Consider the following 15,968-nt stretch of genomic DNA (forward strand, 5'->3'; position numbering starts at 1 on the left):
CGAATTCCTTCATTATGTTTTTAAGCATCATGGAAATTCTGTCATTGGGATATCCTGATGCTCTGACGCAATATTCGTATTTATCGGCGATAAATGTTTTCAGTGTGATGTTTGCGAGCTTTGCCGCACTGTATTTGATGATATTTTTGCAGACTGGGCGGATTTAGCTGGTAAAATGATATTTCATCAGCGGTCGCTTGAGGCGTGGATTAGGCATCTGTGAGCATACTTATGGCAATAGATGTTTAAAAAATAGCAACGCTTTCTGAGAAACATTTGCGAAATTCTCAATATCAAATGGGGAACAAGATGCAGATTAAAGTATTACTTGGTCTTTCAGCAGCGTTGTTGCTGGCAGGTTGTAGCTCCACAAACCAATTGAGTTCGGCGGGCGAGCAAGTAAAGTTCTCCGACACTAAACCGGGTAGTGAGTGTCAGTTGGTCGGTCAGGTGACTGGGGTTCAGAGTAACTGGTTATCAGGTGGTGGCGGTGAAAGCAGCTCTATGCGCGGTGCAGCAAATGACCTGCGTAATAAAGCAGCAGCGATGGGCGGCAATGTGATTTATGGTGCGACCAGCCCGAGCGAAACCTTCTTATCGAGCTTTGCACCACTAGACAGCAAAATGGTTGGCGAAGTTTATAAGTGCCCTTGATAGTTGAGGCTTAGGCACGAGTTGAAATAAGGGGATGCTATGGCATCCCTTAATTATTCGTTTTTCCGGTCACTCACTCTGCATCAATCGAAGATCCAGTGGTGTTTTGCTGGGTTGCCCGCCGATCTCTCGCGCCAGACGTGGGACCAGATAACCCGATACACGGCTGAGTAAGCCCTTCATTAGCTGTCGCGCTTCATCATCATCGACCATAAAGTGAGCCGCGCCTTGCACTTTATCTAATACGTGAATGTAGTAAGGTAAAATTCCTGCATCAAACAAGGCATTACTTAATGCTGCCAGTACATCCGCATCATCATTGACACCACGTAGCAGCACACTCTGGTTTAATAGTGTCACACCCGCTTGTTTTAGCTGCGCCATACTATCTCGCAAGGATTGATCGATTTCATTTGTATGATTTATATGTGTAACCATCAATACCTGTAACCGTGAATCGCCCAGCCGTTGGCATAAGGCTGCCGTGATTCGTGCAGGGATCACGACTGGTAGCCGAGTATGGATACGTAACCGTTTGATGTGGCTGATGCTTTCTAACTCATCCAATAACCAACTTAGCTCACTGTCTTTTGCCATCAACGGGTCTCCGCCCGAAAAGATGATTTCATCCAGCTCAGGATGTTGGCGGATATAATCCAGCGCCTGATGCCAATTGGCTTTATTGCCTTGGTTATCTTGATAGGGAAAATGGCGGCGGAAACAGTAGCGGCAATTGACGGCACAACCGCCCTTGACCAGTAACAGAGCGCGGTTGCGATACTTATGTAACAGGCCGGGTACCACGCTACGTTGTTCATCAAGCGGGTCGTTGGTAAAACCGGGGGCAGCGATAAACTCTTCGCGTGCGGTGAGCACTTGAAGTAATAATGGGTCCGATGGATCACCTGGCTGCATACGCGCGACGAACGCGCGTGGTACTCTTAGCGGGAATAAACGGCGCGCCGCTGTGCCTTGTTGCAGGTTAGGGTGTTCATTTAAGAACAGAATTCGTAGCAATTCGTCCGGATCAGTAATTACATCGGCGAGTTGTAGCAACCAATCTTCTCTAATTGGCATGTTTCGGGTTACAATACTTGCCATTTTTTAGGCTTACTACCAGTTTCTTGAGGACCATCATGGCCAGTTATTATAGCAACGATTTTCGTCCCGGTCTTAAAATCATGTTCGAGGGCGAGCCTTATTCAGTTGAGTCCAGCGAGTTCGTAAAACCAGGCAAAGGCCAAGCTTTTGCTCGTGTTAAGATGCGCCGTCTGCTGACTGGCGGGCGCGTTGAAAAGACCTTCAAATCAACAGATTCTCTGGAAGGTGCTGACGTTAACGACCTGAACCTGACTTACCTGTACAACGACGGTGAGTTCTGGCACTTCATGAATAACGAGACTTACGAACAGCTGCAAGCTGATGCAAAAGCGATTGGCGACAACGGCAAATGGCTGGTTGATCAGGCCGAATGTATCGTAACTCTGTGGAATGGCCTGCCTATCGCAGTCACCCCACCAAACTTTGTTGAACTCGAAATTGTTGACACTGACCCAGGTCTGAAAGGGGATACTGCCGGTACAGGTGGTAAACCTGCGACGCTGAGTACTGGCGCTGTGGTCAAAGTGCCATTATTCGTACAGGTTGGCGAAGTCATCAAAGTTGATACTCGCTCTGGCGAATATGTTTCTCGCGTTAAGTAATTAACCGTAGAAACAGGCAAGAAATACCGAATTGAGTTAACTGTTTTGACCGTATTGAACAGTTAACTAATATAATACCCCAGTAATTGGTTAATAAATCCAAGTGCTGGGGTTTTTTATATTTATCGATTATTGAGTCAGCATCCATTACTAAGATTAATGGGGGAAACTAATATCGACAACCTGATAAAAAGCATGATTGGTATCAGCAATATCCCAAGCGGCGAGAATAACATGGTATCCCGAGCGGTCTAGCGGCAAAGAGCATTGATGTACTACTCTGGTATTAGGTACCCTGCCATTATCATTATATTGACAGAATGGAACTAAATCAAAAGAAGCTCGTGTGAGGGGGTGCGAACTATTCCATCCTTGCTTGGTCAGGTAATAACGCCAATGGGTTGTGCTATGGGTTGCCGTAAGTTGCCATTGAAGATTCATTGTTCCACTATGAACATTTGTTTTCTGCCAGCGAGTCGGTGTTTGAGCATCCAATGCCGAAAATGGGTACATACCGCCACTGGCTATACGCCCATCTTCTGGGCCTGAATAGGGGAAGTTTTTATAGCCCTCAACACTTTGTGGTTCATATTGAACGGCACCACAGTAATGATTGATCCCTTGATAACACAGATAAGCCCGACTGGGTGGGGATTGAATATACCCATGAGCGTGGGCAAGTGAAGAGAAATAGCTGGATAAGGTTAAGGTGCCCGTCAGGATTAATATATTAGCGCGAATGTATTTCATGGTTATTACCTTTTTAGATTAGAAATAACATTTATAGTTTTGTTCTTATAAAATAAATGACGTTAATATGTTCTTGAATGCTATTTTTATAATGTTATTGTGGTGTTGGCTCATGTTTATATTTACTGAGTTTTATCATTCGCGCAATAATTTAATATGATAATTGTGTTTTATAAATTAATTGAAAGACTACCATGCAAACATTATTTTTATTTCGCATTGGCAGCAAAGATAATCCAATAGGTTTAGAGGCGAGTTTTGTCGTGAGCTGATAGGGTGCAGATCTAGTGCGCCCTATCAGGGGTTGATCGCAACTGAGGATTACGGTGCTATTCCTGCTTTACCCAAATCAACTTATCGATCGGGAAACCATAATCTTTGGCGACTGACAGAAGTTTTTCGCGCACATCGGCGCTGAGGGTTGGTGTGCGGGATAGAATCCACAGGTAATCGCGATTTGGCCCGCTGACGAGTGCGTAGGAATAATTATCATCTAATTCAATAATATTATAGCCGCCATAGAAAGGCCCGAAGAACGATACTTTGAGCGAGGCTAGTTGTGGTGAGCCAATAAAATAGGCTTTCCCAATACTCTCTTGCCATTGCTGTTTTCTCGCATTATAACCTCGGTTAATCACTTTTACGCCGCCATCATCACGGGGCGTGTAATTGGCAGTGACATGATCCAGCCCGCGTTCAAAAGAGTGATCCAGCCGAGCAATCTCATACCATGTCCCAAGATAGCGCGGTAATTGGAAGTTATCGACGATCTTTACGTCTTTTGGCGGTGTGACACTGCAGGCGACAGAGAGCAGAGTTGCCGTCAATACAGATAATTTTGACCACAGACGCATCACTATTCCTCACTATTTCAGTCGGTAACTTATCACTGAGAATAGCTATCATCTATAAGGGAAGCAAATGGATGAGTATAAGCTAGTGGCAAGAGGCAAAAAAAACGGCCCGGCAAAGGCGCGGACCGTTGATAGGGCGTGGGTAATTACAGTGTTAGGACACCGATGATGGCAACCACACTCAGAATAGCGGCTAAGCCATAGAACACCCATTTCCCGGCTGGGACGTGGATTCTTAAATCATGCATGGCGTGATGGATACGGTGTAAACCGCACCACAGTGGCAGAATAATCATCAGCAACAGGAATATCCGGCCAATAAAACTCTGACAGAACGCCAGAATACGCTCATAGCTCAGCGCATCACCTGGAAAGGCACCCAAGGGCAGCAGAATGGCAACCAGCAGAATAACCGCAGGGGCAATGATGGCGCTCCACATACCGCCAGCACCAAACAGGCCCCAGAAGATAGGTTCATCGGAGCGTTTAGGAACTTGATTCATCTTGTTTTCCTCCGGGTTAGAGTAAGGCAACGGCCAAAATAATCGCGGTAGCCACGACCGTCACAACCCACAGCGCCTTGATAACTGGCTCTGGACCCATTTTTTCGCTATTAACGATAATATTGGCGGCCTTTGGTGCCAGTTCAAACCAAGTTTTGGTATGTAACACTGCGGCCAATAACGTAATAATATTGATCAGTAACACCAGTGGATTTTGCAGGAAACCGACAAAACCTTCCCAGCCAGCAGGGCCACTTTTCAACGCAAATACGCCGTAAATCATCAGAATACTGAACCAGACGGTTGGAACCGATGTCCCTTCACGCAACATATAAAAGCGATAGAAACCCAGTTGTTGCCACCAGTTTGGGGCCATGGTGCGGACATAAGCTTTACGTTTAGTCGTCATTATTGTCTCCCCTCCCTTATTGTGGTTTCAGCATGGCGATCATGAAGTCTTTAGCACTCTCGACCTTGCCTTGCTGGATAGCCGCTGCCGGATCAACGTGTTTAGGACAAACTTCAGAACAGTAACCGACGAAGGTACAGCTCCAAACACCATTTTTACCGTTAAGCTGCGGCATGCGCTCTTTCTTGCCGTGGTCACGGTTATCCAGATTGTAACGGTGAGCCAGCGTGATCGCTGCCGGGCCGATAAACTCTGGATTCAAGCCAAACTGCGGACAAGCGGCATAGCACAGACCACAGTTAATGCAGCCGGAGAACTGATGGTATTTTGCCATCTGAGCTGGCGTCTGCTTATTCGGGCCATCTTGAGGTTTGCGTTCGTTGCCGATAATGTAAGGTTTGATTGCTTCCAAACTTTCGATAAAGTGAGTCATATCAACCACTAAATCGCGTTCGATTGGGAAGTTACCCAGCGCCTCGACCTTCATCCCGGCGGTATATTCGCGCAGGAAGGTTTTACAGGCGAGTTTAGGCACTTTGTTAACCATCATGCCGCACGAGCCGCAAATCGCCATCCGGCAAGACCAGCGATAAGAGAGATCCGGTGCCAGGTTATCTTTGATATAGCCCAACGCATCCAGCAGAGAAGTTTGCTCATCGTAAGGTACTTCAAAGGTTTCGAAGTGAGGTTCGCTATCACGTTCTGGGTTATAGCGCATGACCTCCATTTTCAGGACTTTCATATCAGTCATTCGCCTGCTCCTTATCCTTCAAATCTTTTGCATCTTTTGCATCTTTCGCATCTTGTGCGGTGGCTTCACCACCATAAACACGTTTTGCCGGTGCCAGCTTGGTAATTTTCACGTCGCTGTACTCTAGGCGTGGTGCGCCGCCGGGGGTATGGAAGGCCAGAGTATGCTTCAGGAAATTAACATCATCACGCTCGGTGCAGCCTTCATCCAGACGCTGATGCGCGCCGCGAGACTCTCTGCGGTTCAGTGCTGAGTGAGCCATACATTCAGCCACATCTAAGCCATAACCCAGCTCAATGGTGTACAGCAGATCCGTATTGAAAACACTGGAGGTGTCGGTAATTTTCACACGCTTGAAGCGCTCTTTCAGCTCAGCCAGTTTATCCACGGTTTTCTGCATCAGTTCCGGTGTGCGGTAAATGCCGCAACCTTCTTCCATCGACAGACCCATCTCATCGCGGATTTTGGACCAATTCTCCGTCCCTTCCTGTTTCATCAGGTTGCTCAGGCGAGTTTCAACATCACGGGTTTGGGCATCCAGCGCGCTGCCGTTTGCAGGGCCAGTTTCCATGGCGCGCAGTGCCGCTTGTTCGCCTGCCACGCGACCAAAGACCACTAATTCGGCCAGTGAGTTGGAACCTAAGCGGTTAGCGCCGTGCAGACCAACGGAAGAACATTCGCCGACAGCAAATAGCCCTTTGATGCGGGTTTCACACTGCTGGTTAGTTTCGATACCGCCCATAGTGTAATGTGCGGTTGGGCGCACTGGGATTGGCTCTTTTACTGGGTCAACACCCACATAGGCTTTCGCCAACTCGCAGATGAACGGCAGGCGCTCAAGCAGTTTTTTCTCGCCCAGATGGCGCAGATCCAGATAGACCACATCACCACGTGGTGTGGCGATCGTGCGGCCAGCGCGCCATTCATGCCAGAAGGCTTGCGAAACTTTATCGCGCGGGCCTAATTCCATGTATTTGTTTTTTGGCTCGCCGAGCGGGGTTTCTGGCCCCATGCCGTAATCTTGTAAATAACGGTAGCCATCTTTGTTGACCAGAATACCGCCCTCACCACGACACCCTTCGGTCATCAAGATGCCAGAACCCGGCAGACCGGTGGGGTGATATTGCACAAATTCCATATCCCGCAGCGGGACGCCGTGGTGGAATGCCATCCCCATACCATCACCGGTAACAATACCGCCGTTGGTGTTATAACGATAAACACGACCTGCGCCACCTGTCGCCATGACTACCGCGTTCGCCCGGATTTGCACTCGGGTACCTTCCATCATATTCATGGCAACAACACCACGCGCTTGACCATCATCGACCAGAATATCTAGAACGAAATGTTCATCAAAGCGCTGAATTTGCGGGTACTTCAACGAGGTTTGGAACAGGGTATGCAGCATGTGGAAGCCGGTCTTATCGGCGGCGAACCAAGTACGTTCAATTTTCATCCCACCAAAGCGGCGAACGTTAACTGAACCATCAGGTTTGCGGCTCCACGGGCAGCCCCAAATTTCCAGTTGTGCCATCTCTTCCGGGCAGCTGTGAACAAAATGGTCAACAACATCTTGTTCGCATAGCCAGTCACCACCGGCTACGGTGTCGTGGAAATGATAGTCAAAGGTATCGTGGTCCTGCGTGACGGCGGCTGATCCCCCTTCGGCAGCCACGGTATGGCTACGCATCGGGTATACTTTCGAGATCAGAGCAATCTTCAGCTGAGGGTTGGCTTCCGCTGCGGCTATTGCTGCACGTAAACCAGCGCCTCCGGCCCCGATAATGGCAAGATCGGCGTTAAAGGTTTGCACTGCGCTTCTCCATTGTTCAAGTGAAATACCCGGCATACTTCAAGCTGCATGTGCGTTGGCTGCTTTCGTTCACCCCAGTCACTGACCTGAGTAAGCTCCTGAGGGTTTGTTCAATTGCCGCCTTCCTGCAACTCGAACTATTTTGGGTATATATAATTAAAGCTATATTTCTTTAAAATTATTATCACGCTAACTTATTAGTGAGCGGCCAGAATGATGATATTAAGAATAGCTATTTCTTACTTTTTGTATGGGAATAATTATACCCAATGCTAAGTAGCAGAAATTTGATGTGATCGATTGTTTTGTTTTATTTGAACCGCCTCAAGGGCATTACTGACAAAAACGTGATCCCAAACAGGATCTGCTGGGCATAACAGTTTTTTGCAGAGTGAAATGCTGAATTCGAGGGGATAATTGCCTAGAGGGGTGACAGATTTGTCTGAGGGGATGGATGCGGGTAGACTGCACCCCCTGTTTGATTTCGGAGTTAACCACCATGAGCGAAACGGCAAGCTGGCAGCCGAGTGCACCTATCGCCAATTTGTTGAAGCGCGCAGCAATAATGGCAGAGATCCGGCGCTTTTTTGCCGATCGTGGCGTATTAGAAGTTGAAACGCCCACCATGAGCCAAGCGACAGTGACGGACATTCATTTAGTCCCATTCGAAACCCGGTTTGTTGGCCCGGGCGCTGCCGATGGTTTGACGCTGTACATGATGACCAGTCCGGAATACCACATGAAGCGCCTGCTGGCGGCGGGCAGTGGCTCTATCTATCAGTTGGGCCGCAGTTTTCGTAATGAAGAAGCTGGCCGTCATCACAATCCTGAATTCACCATGCTTGAATGGTATCGCCCACATTATGATATGTATCGCTTAATGAATGAGGTGGATGACCTGTTGCAGCAAATTCTGGATTGCAATAGCGCCGAAACACTCTCTTATCAGCAAGCTTTCCAGCGCCATCTGGGTATTGACCCATTATCAGCAGAGAAAGCGCAATTGCGTGAAGCGGCAGCAAAACTGGATCTAAGTAATGTCGCGGATACCGAAGAGGATCGCGATACACTGCTGCAACTGCTGTTCACCGTGGGGGTCGAGCCGCATATTGGTCGTGATAAACCAGCCTTTGTTTATCATTTCCCTGCATCACAAGCTTCTCTGGCGGTCATCAGCACGGAAGATCACCGTGTAGCCGAGCGTTTTGAGGTTTACTTCAAAGGTATTGAGCTGGCAAATGGCTTCCATGAGCTGACTGATGGCGATGAACAACTGCAACGTTTTGAGCAAGATAATCGCAGCCGTGCTAAACGCGGTTTACCGCAGCACCCGATCGACATGAATCTGATCGCTGCCCTGAAACATGGCTTGCCGGATTGTTCTGGTGTGGCACTCGGGGTTGATCGTTTGGTGATGCTGGCGCTGAATGCAGAGCGGTTGAGTGATGTTATCGCCTTCCCAGTCGATATTGCCTAATTCCTCTTCGTCCTTGGCGCCGCCGCGGTGTTCGCTGCACTCGCTCACCCGAATCACTTACGACAGTAAGCTCATCGGGATGCGCTCACTTGCTGCCTTGCTGCAACACCAATGACTTTGAGGAATGTGAGTGTCCTTGGCGCCGCCGCGGTGTTCGCTGCACTCGCTCACCCGAATCACTTACGACAGTAAGCTCATCGGGATGCGCTCACTTGCTGCCTTGCTGCAACACCAATGACTTTGAGGAATGCGAGTGTCCTTGGCACCGCAGCGGTATTAAAAGAAATGCCCTGACCTGTGAAGGTTCAGGGCATTTTTGTTTCTTACTCACTGATTGATCTTACAAGCTGCCCGGCGTGCGGCTGCGATTTGACGAAACAACACGCCCACGCCCCAGTGTTTCCAGACGCGCCTGGAATGGCGGGAATGGCAGGGTAATGCCGTGCTCGCGGTAACCGGCCAGAATCAGCTGGTGGATCTCATGGCGCAGCGGCATGCGGTGGCCCATTTCGGCGGCGTAAATTCGCAGTTCGAAAATCTGAATCCCTTGCTGGAGATCGACCAAATAGACCTCCGGTGGCGGGTTATCCAATACCAGCGTACAGCGGCGCGCAGCGGTGAGTAAAACTTCAGTCACCTCCTCACTGCTGGTTTCAGCCGGTGCTGGCACTGTCAGAACCACACGGGTAATCGAATCCGACAGGGACCAGTTAATAAACTGCTCAGTAATAAATGCCTTATTCGGCACAATGATCTCTTTGCGGTCCCAGTCAGAGATAGTGGTGGCGCGAGTATTGATTTTGGTCACGCTACCGGTGAGATCACGGATAGTCACGGTATCGCCGATGCGGATCGGTTTTTCAAACAAAATGATCAAACCAGAGACGAAGTTGGCGAAGATCTCCTGCAAGCCGAAGCCCAAACCTAAACCCAGTGCGGCAACCAGCCATTGGAATTTCGCCCACTCGATTCCCAGCATTGAGAAGCCAAGTAATCCACCAAACAGGATCAACAGATATTTAGTGATCGTGGAGATGGCATAGCCGGTTCCCGGCGTCAGATCCAAATGCTGCAATAGCGCCAGTTCCAGCAGGGCGGGCAGATTACGCACTAACTGTGTGGTTACAATCATCACCAGAATGGCGATCAACAGTGAGCCCATGGTGATCGCTTGCACCGACTCTATGCCGTTAATGGTGGATGAAACATCCCACAGGCGAATGTTTTCCAAGAAACCAAACGCGGAATGAATCTCAGACCAGAGTGCGATCACGGAAACCAAGGCGATCATGGTGAGGATCGATCGCACCAGCCGCAGTGACTGGGCGCTGATCACATCAAGATCAATGACCGGCTCTTCGACATCAATGGAACCTTCGGTGCTGTTATTGTGCGGGGTGTCATCTTCGCCCCGCGCACGTTGCGCCAGAATGTCGGCTCGCCGCTGTTTCGCGCGGTCAAAGGCAATGCGGCGGCGCTGAATTAACATCCAACGGCGGATGATATGGTAAACCACCAACAGGAAGAACCAAATGGCGACCGAGGTCTCCAAACGCGCCAGTAGTGCCTGTGAGGTGGTGAGATAGCCGAGCGCTGCTGCTAACGCGGCAATCAATGGCGCAGAGAGCAGCAGCCCCCACAGCGCCGAGTTAACCATGTTCTCGCCTGACCCTTTTTTATCCAGATAGAGTGGGATACCCGCCCGTTTCAGGCTGTTGGTCACCAGACTTAAGGCAATACACAGCAAAATAAAGCATAACCGACCCAGAGTGCCGGCGAATTCACGGTCGTTATAATTCTCAAAAGTGATCAGGGCCATCATCAATGGAATGATCAGCCACACTGACATGCGATAGAAGCGCATGGCCCGCCCGACTTGCGCCGGTGACCAGCGGAAATGGGTGATAAACAGGCCATGGGGATGGGCAAACGCAGCGCTGATCATAAACACCCAAAGCACTGGCACGGTGGCGGTGACGGCATTGCCAATGGCGATAGCCATTGGGTAGGACCAAGCATTTTGCAGGCCATAACCGAGGGCCGCCCATAGCACAGGCAGCGGCAGAGCCATCAGAATCGACCAAAATACGGTTCGTAATGTCAGAGAGAAATGGTCTTGCGTGACCTTACCCACTCGGCTACTGGCGCGCTCAAGGAAGGCATGATAGTGGCGGCGTGAGCTGATACTGAAGCCAACAAACAGCAGAGCGCCAATAATCGGCAATAATGTCTCTTGGCTGGTCATCATCATGACGAATGCACCGCTCAGCTGTGAAAGGGTATCCAGAGACAGCAGGCGGGTTAGGTCATGGGCGACGTTAATCGGGTATGAGAGTGATATCGGGCTGACATCCGCGACCCAGAACAAGTAGCGGTGCGTGGCCTCGCGGACTTCACTCAGTGCATCCACCAACTGACTGTTTGCCACTTTCAGTTTGGTTAGCTCGAGGATCTGCGAGTCATAGCCGGAGAGCAGCGAGTTAAGCAATTCATGCTGAGTGCGCCACTGGGCATCCAGAATGCGCTGCTGCTCAGTGGTTAATGGTGTGCCATCATCTTGTTTTAATTTGGTATTTTGCTGCTGCAACTTATCCAGCATATCTTCATACTGCAGACGCTGAACCCGCAGTTGTGCCATATCACGATCCAACTGCTGTGACTTAGGCACCTCGGGCAATCTTGCGACCTGTGCGCGTAGTGTCTCACCCAGTGCGGTCGAAACACCCAACCACTGGGCTTGCTCACGAATGGTGCTGAGTGCCTGCCGGACTTGCTGTGTCTGTGATACGGCCTGACGTTGCTGCGAAGAGATAAGATCAATGCGCTGGGCTTGCTGATTCAGCGCCTGAGAGAGATCACGGTTTATCTGCAACTGCTGAGTGATGGATTCAGGCAAATTACCACCTTGCTCGGCCAGCAGTTCGGTGCGCTCCAGTGCCTGTTCTGCTGCCTGTTGGCGCTGATTATTCAGTGTGTTACGCAACGCCTGAAGCTGGGCATCCACCCGCTCTTGGCGCTTTTTATACAACTCGGCCCGCAGCCGTGATAACTCCTGCCGATTATTGGCTGAAAGCTGAGAAAGCTCTAACTCATTGGCTTTGGCTTTGCGTGCGACCACTTCAGCCTGTAATAGCGCCAACTGCGCCTGTGCGACAGGGTTTACTGGGTTACTTTGTGCCTGAAGTCGTGTGTTGATTTCGGTCAGAATTCGCCGCGCTTCTGACTGCTGCTGCGGCAACTGGTTGAGGGACTCACTGATCTCACGTGCGCGATCTTGCTCTTGCTGCGACAGGCGGTTCAATTCCAGCAATTGGCTGCTGATCTGCAGCACCTGCTGTTCCAACTCAGGCGTGGATAAATTGCTGGGAACAGGCAGGGGTTTATCCCCTTCCTGCGCCAGTTGTTGACGTAACTCACGGGTCAGTTTGGGGAAGTCATCAATCGCCTTTTGATACTGCTGGGCGCGGATATCAGACTCTTTGGCATCCGCCAGCCAGCTAAGGGCACCTTGCAGCGCCTGAATAATTTCTGCCTGATTGGCCATCCCTTTATTGGCCTCAGCCTGCTTCAGCTCTTGCCGGAGCTGATCTTCATTGGGCTGAGTTGCCGCCTGAAGCGGCAGGGAGAACAACATGACAATCGATAGCAATAGGCCAAAAGTCAGCCACTTGCCTAAGGACAATGAAATTATTGGGCGCACGCAAAGGTTCCTTAACATCAGTGACGTCCTCAGTATCAGGCTAGCACGGCGGGCTAACAGGGGCGGCTTCGGCTAAGACCTCACCCATGCGGGTAACGGAACCACTGTTGAGCTGTGGTGCCAGATACACTTTGCCTTCAGCAAACAAGTTGATGACGGTGGAGCCTAATTTAAAGCGGCCCATCTCTTGCCCTTTCTCCAGTACAACCGCGCCTTCAGTGCCGGCTTGCGGGTAGGTCCAGCGGCGAATAACGCCCTCGCGAGGTGGGGTAATGGTACCTGCCCAGACAGTCTCGATGCTGCCAACAATAGTGGCTCCGACCAGAATTTGTGCCATTGGGCCAAAATCTGTATCGAAGATGCAGATCACGCGCTCATTGCGGGCAAACAGATTCGGCACATTCGCGGCGGTCAATGGATTGACCGAGAACAAGTCGCCTGGCACATAAATCATTTCACGTAATACACCGTCACACGGCATATGCACGCGGTGATAGTCACTCGGGGCCAGATAGGTGGTCACAAACTGACCATTCTGGAACTCGGCGGCCAGCATATAGTTACCTGCTAGCAGCGCTTCCAGAGTGTAGTGGTGGCCTTTGGCCTGCAAAATTTGCCCATCATGAATCGCGCCTAACTGGCTGATTGCACCATCAGCAGGTTGGGCCAACAGGTTAGCTTCAGCGACGATCGGGCGCACACCCGCACGTAGCGGGCGGACGAAGAATTCGTTAAAGCTGCGATAGGCGGAGAATTCAGGATCCTGCGCTTCTTTCATATCGACTTTGTAATAACGGGCAAAGGCTTTGATCACCAGTTGAGTCAACCAGCCGCCTTGCTTATCTGCGCCCCAGCCAGCCAAACGGGTCAGGCCCTGTTTTGGGAGCAAATATTGTAATCTGATTTTGATACTGTCTAGCACGTCGACCTCATTAGATAAGTACATTTTTACTTGGCGTTGCTGCGCTCTAAGCGGCAACGCCAACTATTTTGGCTTATGGGTATCACAGGGGGAAGCCCGTGGTTAAAACATCATTTTTCGTCGCTATCTGATGTTTTGCGGGGTTTCGCCTGCTCCATACTTTCCAGAATTCGATGGTAATTATCGAAGCGCTCTTCGGCAATTTTGCCTTGCTCTACAGCTTCACGTAGGGCACAGCCGGGATCATTGCTATGGCTGCAATCACGGAATTTGCAATGACCGAGATAATCACGGAATTCGACAAATCCTTGGGTGATTTGTTCCGGTGCCAGATGCCAGAGGCCAAATTCACGCACCCCCGGTGAATCAATCACATCGCCGCCATGCTGGAAATGATATAAGCGAGCGGCGGTGGTGGTGTGCTGACCCAGACCGGAGTTACCCGACACCGTATTCACCAAAATTTCATTATCGGTTGGCGGTAACAGGGCATTTAACAGGCTGGATTTCCCCACGCCAGACTGACCGGCAAAGATACTGATTCGCCCAGCCAGCGCCTGTTCAAATGCTTCCATCCCTTCACGGGTTTGGCTCGAAACCTCCAGCACGTTGTAGCCAATGCGGCGATAGATATCCATCATGCCATCAACGAATTTACGGCCATCGGCATCCAGTAAATCGATCTTGTTCAGCACGATTAATGGCTCGACCTCCAGTGTTTCACAGGCCACCAGATAGCGATCGATAATATTGAGTGAAAGTTCGGGTAAGATCGCCGATACGATCACGATCTGGTCGATATTGGCGGCGATCGGTTTCACGCCGTCATAGAGATCAGGGCGCGTTAGCACGGATGTTCGCTCATGAACCGCTTCGACAATACCTTTAACCCGCACCCCTTCCTGCGCTTGCAAACCGGGACGCCAGACTACACGGTCACCGGTCACCAGTGACTTGATGGTACGGCGGATATTACAACGGTGCTGAACACCATCGGTGGCTTCGACATCAGCATGTTGGCCGAAGCGACTGATTACGATACCTTCTTGCGCATCGCCAAGCTGAGAGTCATCTAACTCAGGTTTTCTATCAGTGCGTAGCCGGCGCTGATGGTTAGCCTGTACACGGCGTTGCTGACCTTTCGACAGTTTATTCTTACTCACTGTGCCTCACTTGAATCTGCATATATCGCTGGTTGCGACCAAAAGGGCTATGATACACATTATTTTATCATTTGACCGTTTGTTCGGTTGTCTCACCCGCTAACAGGCAGGAAATAAAATGGCAGAGAACCAAAATAATTTGATCTGGATTGATCTGGAAATGACGGGCCTTGATCCTGAACGGGATCGGATCATCGAGATCGCGACGCTGGTCACTGATGCTAATCTGAATATCTTGGCGGAAGGCCCAGTTCTGGCGGTCCATCAGTCGGATGAGCAGCTTGGGTTAATGGATGAGTGGAATGTACGTACTCACACCGGCAGTGGTTTGGTGGAGCGGGTTAAAGCTAGCCCATTCAGTGACCATGATGCTGAACTGCAAACCATTGAGTTCCTGAAGCAGTGGGTTCCGGCAGGGGTGTCACCGATTTGTGGTAACAGTGTGGGTCAGGACCGCCGCTTCCTGTTCCGTTACATGCCAGAGCTTGAAGCCTATTTCCATTACCGCTATTTGGATGTCAGCACATTAAAAGAGCTGGCGCGCCGCTGGAAACCTGAGATTCTGGCCGGTTTCAAGAAGCAGAACACCCATCAAGCACTGGATGATATTCGTGAGTCCGTGGCCGAGTTAGCCTATTATCGCGAGCATTTTATCCAATCTTAATTACTGGTGCTGGTAAAAACATCACATTGCTGTTTTAATCAGCACTTGAATCGAAAAATGATTTTTTTGCTTTCAGGGGCTTGCGGCAAAACGGATTTCTCGTATAATGCGCACCCCGTACCGATGAAGAATTCGCAAGCCTGCGGAGACAGATTTAGTACAGGAAAATAGTATTTAGTGTAGAAAATTAGTATTCAGGGCGGGAATAGCTCAGTTGGTAGAGCACGACCTTGCCAAGGTCGGGGTCGCGAGTTCGAGTCTCGTTTCCCGCTCCAAATAGTGAAAAGTAGTGGCAGAAGCTAACAGTATCAGTGAACCCTCACTAATACATGTGTGCGGGAATAGCTCAGTTGGTAGAGCACGACCTTGCCAAGGTCGGGGTCGCGAGTTCGAGTCTCGTTTCCCGCTCCAATCTTCAGCCATGAATACCAATGCCGTCAGATGACAGCAGGGTGCAACAGCATCTCAATGCGGGAATAGCTCAGTTGGTAGAGCACGACCTTGCCAAGGTCGGGGTCGCGAGTTCGAGTCTCGTTTCCCGCTCCAAAATTTTTACTCAATCCAAATTTAATTATCCACAGCCATGTCATGCGCTGTACCGT

At 50.1% G+C, this 15,968-nt stretch carries 14 protein-coding genes and 3 tRNA genes; 7 read left to right on the plus strand and 10 right to left on the minus strand.

What is annotated here, in order from left to right:
* Positions 1-309: 309 nt before the first annotated feature.
* Positions 310-654: a DUF4156 domain-containing protein gene (locus tag HRD69_RS07640; RefSeq protein WP_004873944.1), complete on the plus strand. Its 345-nt coding sequence runs from the start codon at positions 310-312 to the stop codon at positions 652-654.
* A gap of 69 nt (positions 655-723) precedes the next feature.
* On the opposite strand, the gene epmB is transcribed toward HRD69_RS07640, so the two are convergent.
* A complete protein-coding gene (gene epmB / locus HRD69_RS07645) occupies positions 724-1,755 on the minus strand; it encodes an EF-P beta-lysylation protein EpmB (protein ID WP_032813272.1) in 1,032 nt (343 codons plus the stop codon).
* Between the two features lie 35 nt (positions 1,756-1,790).
* On the opposite strand from epmB, the gene efp reads away from it, so the two are divergent.
* Positions 1,791-2,357: an elongation factor P gene (gene efp, locus HRD69_RS07650; protein ID WP_004873942.1), complete on the plus strand. Its 567-nt coding sequence runs from the start codon at positions 1,791-1,793 to the stop codon at positions 2,355-2,357.
* A 156-nt stretch (positions 2,358-2,513) separates the two neighbouring features.
* On the opposite strand, the gene HRD69_RS07655 is transcribed toward efp, so the two are convergent.
* The 6 genes from HRD69_RS07655 to frdA form a co-directional block, all read right to left on the minus strand.
* Positions 2,514-3,107 (minus strand): lytic polysaccharide monooxygenase, encoded by a 594-nt coding sequence (locus HRD69_RS07655; RefSeq protein WP_004873941.1) that lies wholly within the window; start codon positions 3,105-3,107, stop codon positions 2,514-2,516.
* Positions 3,108-3,436: 329 nt separating this feature from the next.
* Positions 3,437-3,961 carry an outer membrane lipoprotein Blc gene (gene blc, locus HRD69_RS07660; protein ID WP_004873940.1) on the minus strand — a complete coding sequence of 175 codons (525 nt, stop codon included), beginning with the start codon at positions 3,959-3,961 and terminating at the stop codon, positions 3,437-3,439.
* Positions 3,962-4,107: 146 nt separating this feature from the next.
* Positions 4,108-4,464 (minus strand): fumarate reductase subunit FrdD, encoded by a 357-nt coding sequence (frdD, locus tag HRD69_RS07665; protein WP_004873939.1) that lies wholly within the window; start codon positions 4,462-4,464, stop codon positions 4,108-4,110.
* Between the two features lie 16 nt (positions 4,465-4,480).
* Entirely contained in the window at positions 4,481-4,873 is a 393-nt protein-coding gene (gene frdC / locus HRD69_RS07670; protein WP_004873938.1) for a fumarate reductase subunit FrdC, read from the minus strand.
* Positions 4,874-4,889: 16 nt separating this feature from the next.
* Entirely contained in the window at positions 4,890-5,624 is a 735-nt protein-coding gene (locus tag HRD69_RS07675) for a succinate dehydrogenase/fumarate reductase iron-sulfur subunit (protein WP_032813271.1), read from the minus strand.
* A complete protein-coding gene (frdA, locus tag HRD69_RS07680; protein ID WP_032813269.1) occupies positions 5,617-7,440 on the minus strand; it encodes a fumarate reductase (quinol) flavoprotein subunit in 1,824 nt (607 codons plus the stop codon). The genes HRD69_RS07675 and frdA overlap by 8 nt, the downstream gene beginning before the upstream one ends.
* 499 nt (positions 7,441-7,939) lie before the next feature.
* Between frdA and epmA the strand changes: the two genes are divergently transcribed.
* Entirely contained in the window at positions 7,940-8,917 is a 978-nt protein-coding gene (epmA, locus tag HRD69_RS07685) for an elongation factor P--(R)-beta-lysine ligase (RefSeq protein WP_032813268.1), read from the plus strand.
* 340 nt (positions 8,918-9,257) lie between these two features.
* On the opposite strand, the gene mscM is transcribed toward epmA, so the two are convergent.
* The 3 genes from mscM to rsgA form a co-directional block, all read right to left on the minus strand.
* On the minus strand, positions 9,258-12,617 hold the full coding sequence (gene mscM / locus HRD69_RS07690) for a miniconductance mechanosensitive channel MscM (RefSeq protein ID WP_004873934.1): 3,360 nt from the start codon (positions 12,615-12,617) through the stop codon (positions 9,258-9,260).
* A 40-nt stretch (positions 12,618-12,657) separates the two neighbouring features.
* On the minus strand, positions 12,658-13,539 hold the full coding sequence (gene asd / locus HRD69_RS07695) for an archaetidylserine decarboxylase (RefSeq protein WP_032813266.1): 882 nt from the start codon (positions 13,537-13,539) through the stop codon (positions 12,658-12,660).
* Positions 13,540-13,649: 110 nt separating this feature from the next.
* Entirely contained in the window at positions 13,650-14,702 is a 1,053-nt protein-coding gene (gene rsgA, locus HRD69_RS07700) for a small ribosomal subunit biogenesis GTPase RsgA (RefSeq protein WP_004713646.1), read from the minus strand.
* Between the two features lie 118 nt (positions 14,703-14,820).
* On the opposite strand from rsgA, the gene orn reads away from it, so the two are divergent.
* From orn to HRD69_RS07720, 4 genes are all read left to right on the plus strand, one after another.
* On the plus strand, positions 14,821-15,366 hold the full coding sequence (gene orn / locus HRD69_RS07705; protein ID WP_004873932.1) for an oligoribonuclease: 546 nt from the start codon (positions 14,821-14,823) through the stop codon (positions 15,364-15,366).
* A gap of 199 nt (positions 15,367-15,565) precedes the next feature.
* A tRNA-Gly gene (locus tag HRD69_RS07710) sits at positions 15,566-15,641 on the plus strand.
* A 60-nt stretch (positions 15,642-15,701) separates the two neighbouring features.
* Positions 15,702-15,777, plus strand: a tRNA-Gly gene (locus tag HRD69_RS07715).
* A 59-nt stretch (positions 15,778-15,836) separates the two neighbouring features.
* Positions 15,837-15,912 (plus strand) — tRNA-Gly (locus tag HRD69_RS07720).
* Positions 15,913-15,968: the final 56 nt, after the last annotated feature.

Origin of the sequence: Yersinia mollaretii ATCC 43969 (genome assembly GCF_013282725.1) — a bacterium.
GTDB classification, from domain to species: Bacteria; Pseudomonadota; Gammaproteobacteria; order Enterobacterales; family Enterobacteriaceae; genus Yersinia; species Yersinia mollaretii.

Excerpts from the sequence above, each read along its gene's own strand:
- blc (WP_004873940.1), bottom strand. The coding sequence starts at position 3,961 with ATGCGTCTGTGGTCAAAATTATCTGTATTGACGGCAACTCTGCTCTCT.
- HRD69_RS07675 (WP_032813271.1), bottom strand. The coding sequence starts at position 5,624 with ATGACTGATATGAAAGTCCTGAAAATGGAGGTCATGCGCTATAACCCA.
- HRD69_RS07655 (WP_004873941.1), bottom strand. The coding sequence starts at position 3,107 with ATGAAATACATTCGCGCTAATATATTAATCCTGACGGGCACCTTAACC.
- epmB (WP_032813272.1), bottom strand. The coding sequence starts at position 1,755 with ATGGCAAGTATTGTAACCCGAAACATGCCAATTAGAGAAGATTGGTTG.
- frdD (WP_004873939.1), bottom strand. The coding sequence starts at position 4,464 with ATGAATCAAGTTCCTAAACGCTCCGATGAACCTATCTTCTGGGGCCTG.
- HRD69_RS07640 (WP_004873944.1), top strand. The coding sequence starts at position 310 with ATGCAGATTAAAGTATTACTTGGTCTTTCAGCAGCGTTGTTGCTGGCA.
- epmA (WP_032813268.1), top strand. The coding sequence starts at position 7,940 with ATGAGCGAAACGGCAAGCTGGCAGCCGAGTGCACCTATCGCCAATTTG.
- efp (WP_004873942.1), top strand. The coding sequence starts at position 1,791 with ATGGCCAGTTATTATAGCAACGATTTTCGTCCCGGTCTTAAAATCATG.
- frdC (WP_004873938.1), bottom strand. The coding sequence starts at position 4,873 with ATGACGACTAAACGTAAAGCTTATGTCCGCACCATGGCCCCAAACTGG.
- orn (WP_004873932.1), top strand. The coding sequence starts at position 14,821 with ATGGCAGAGAACCAAAATAATTTGATCTGGATTGATCTGGAAATGACG.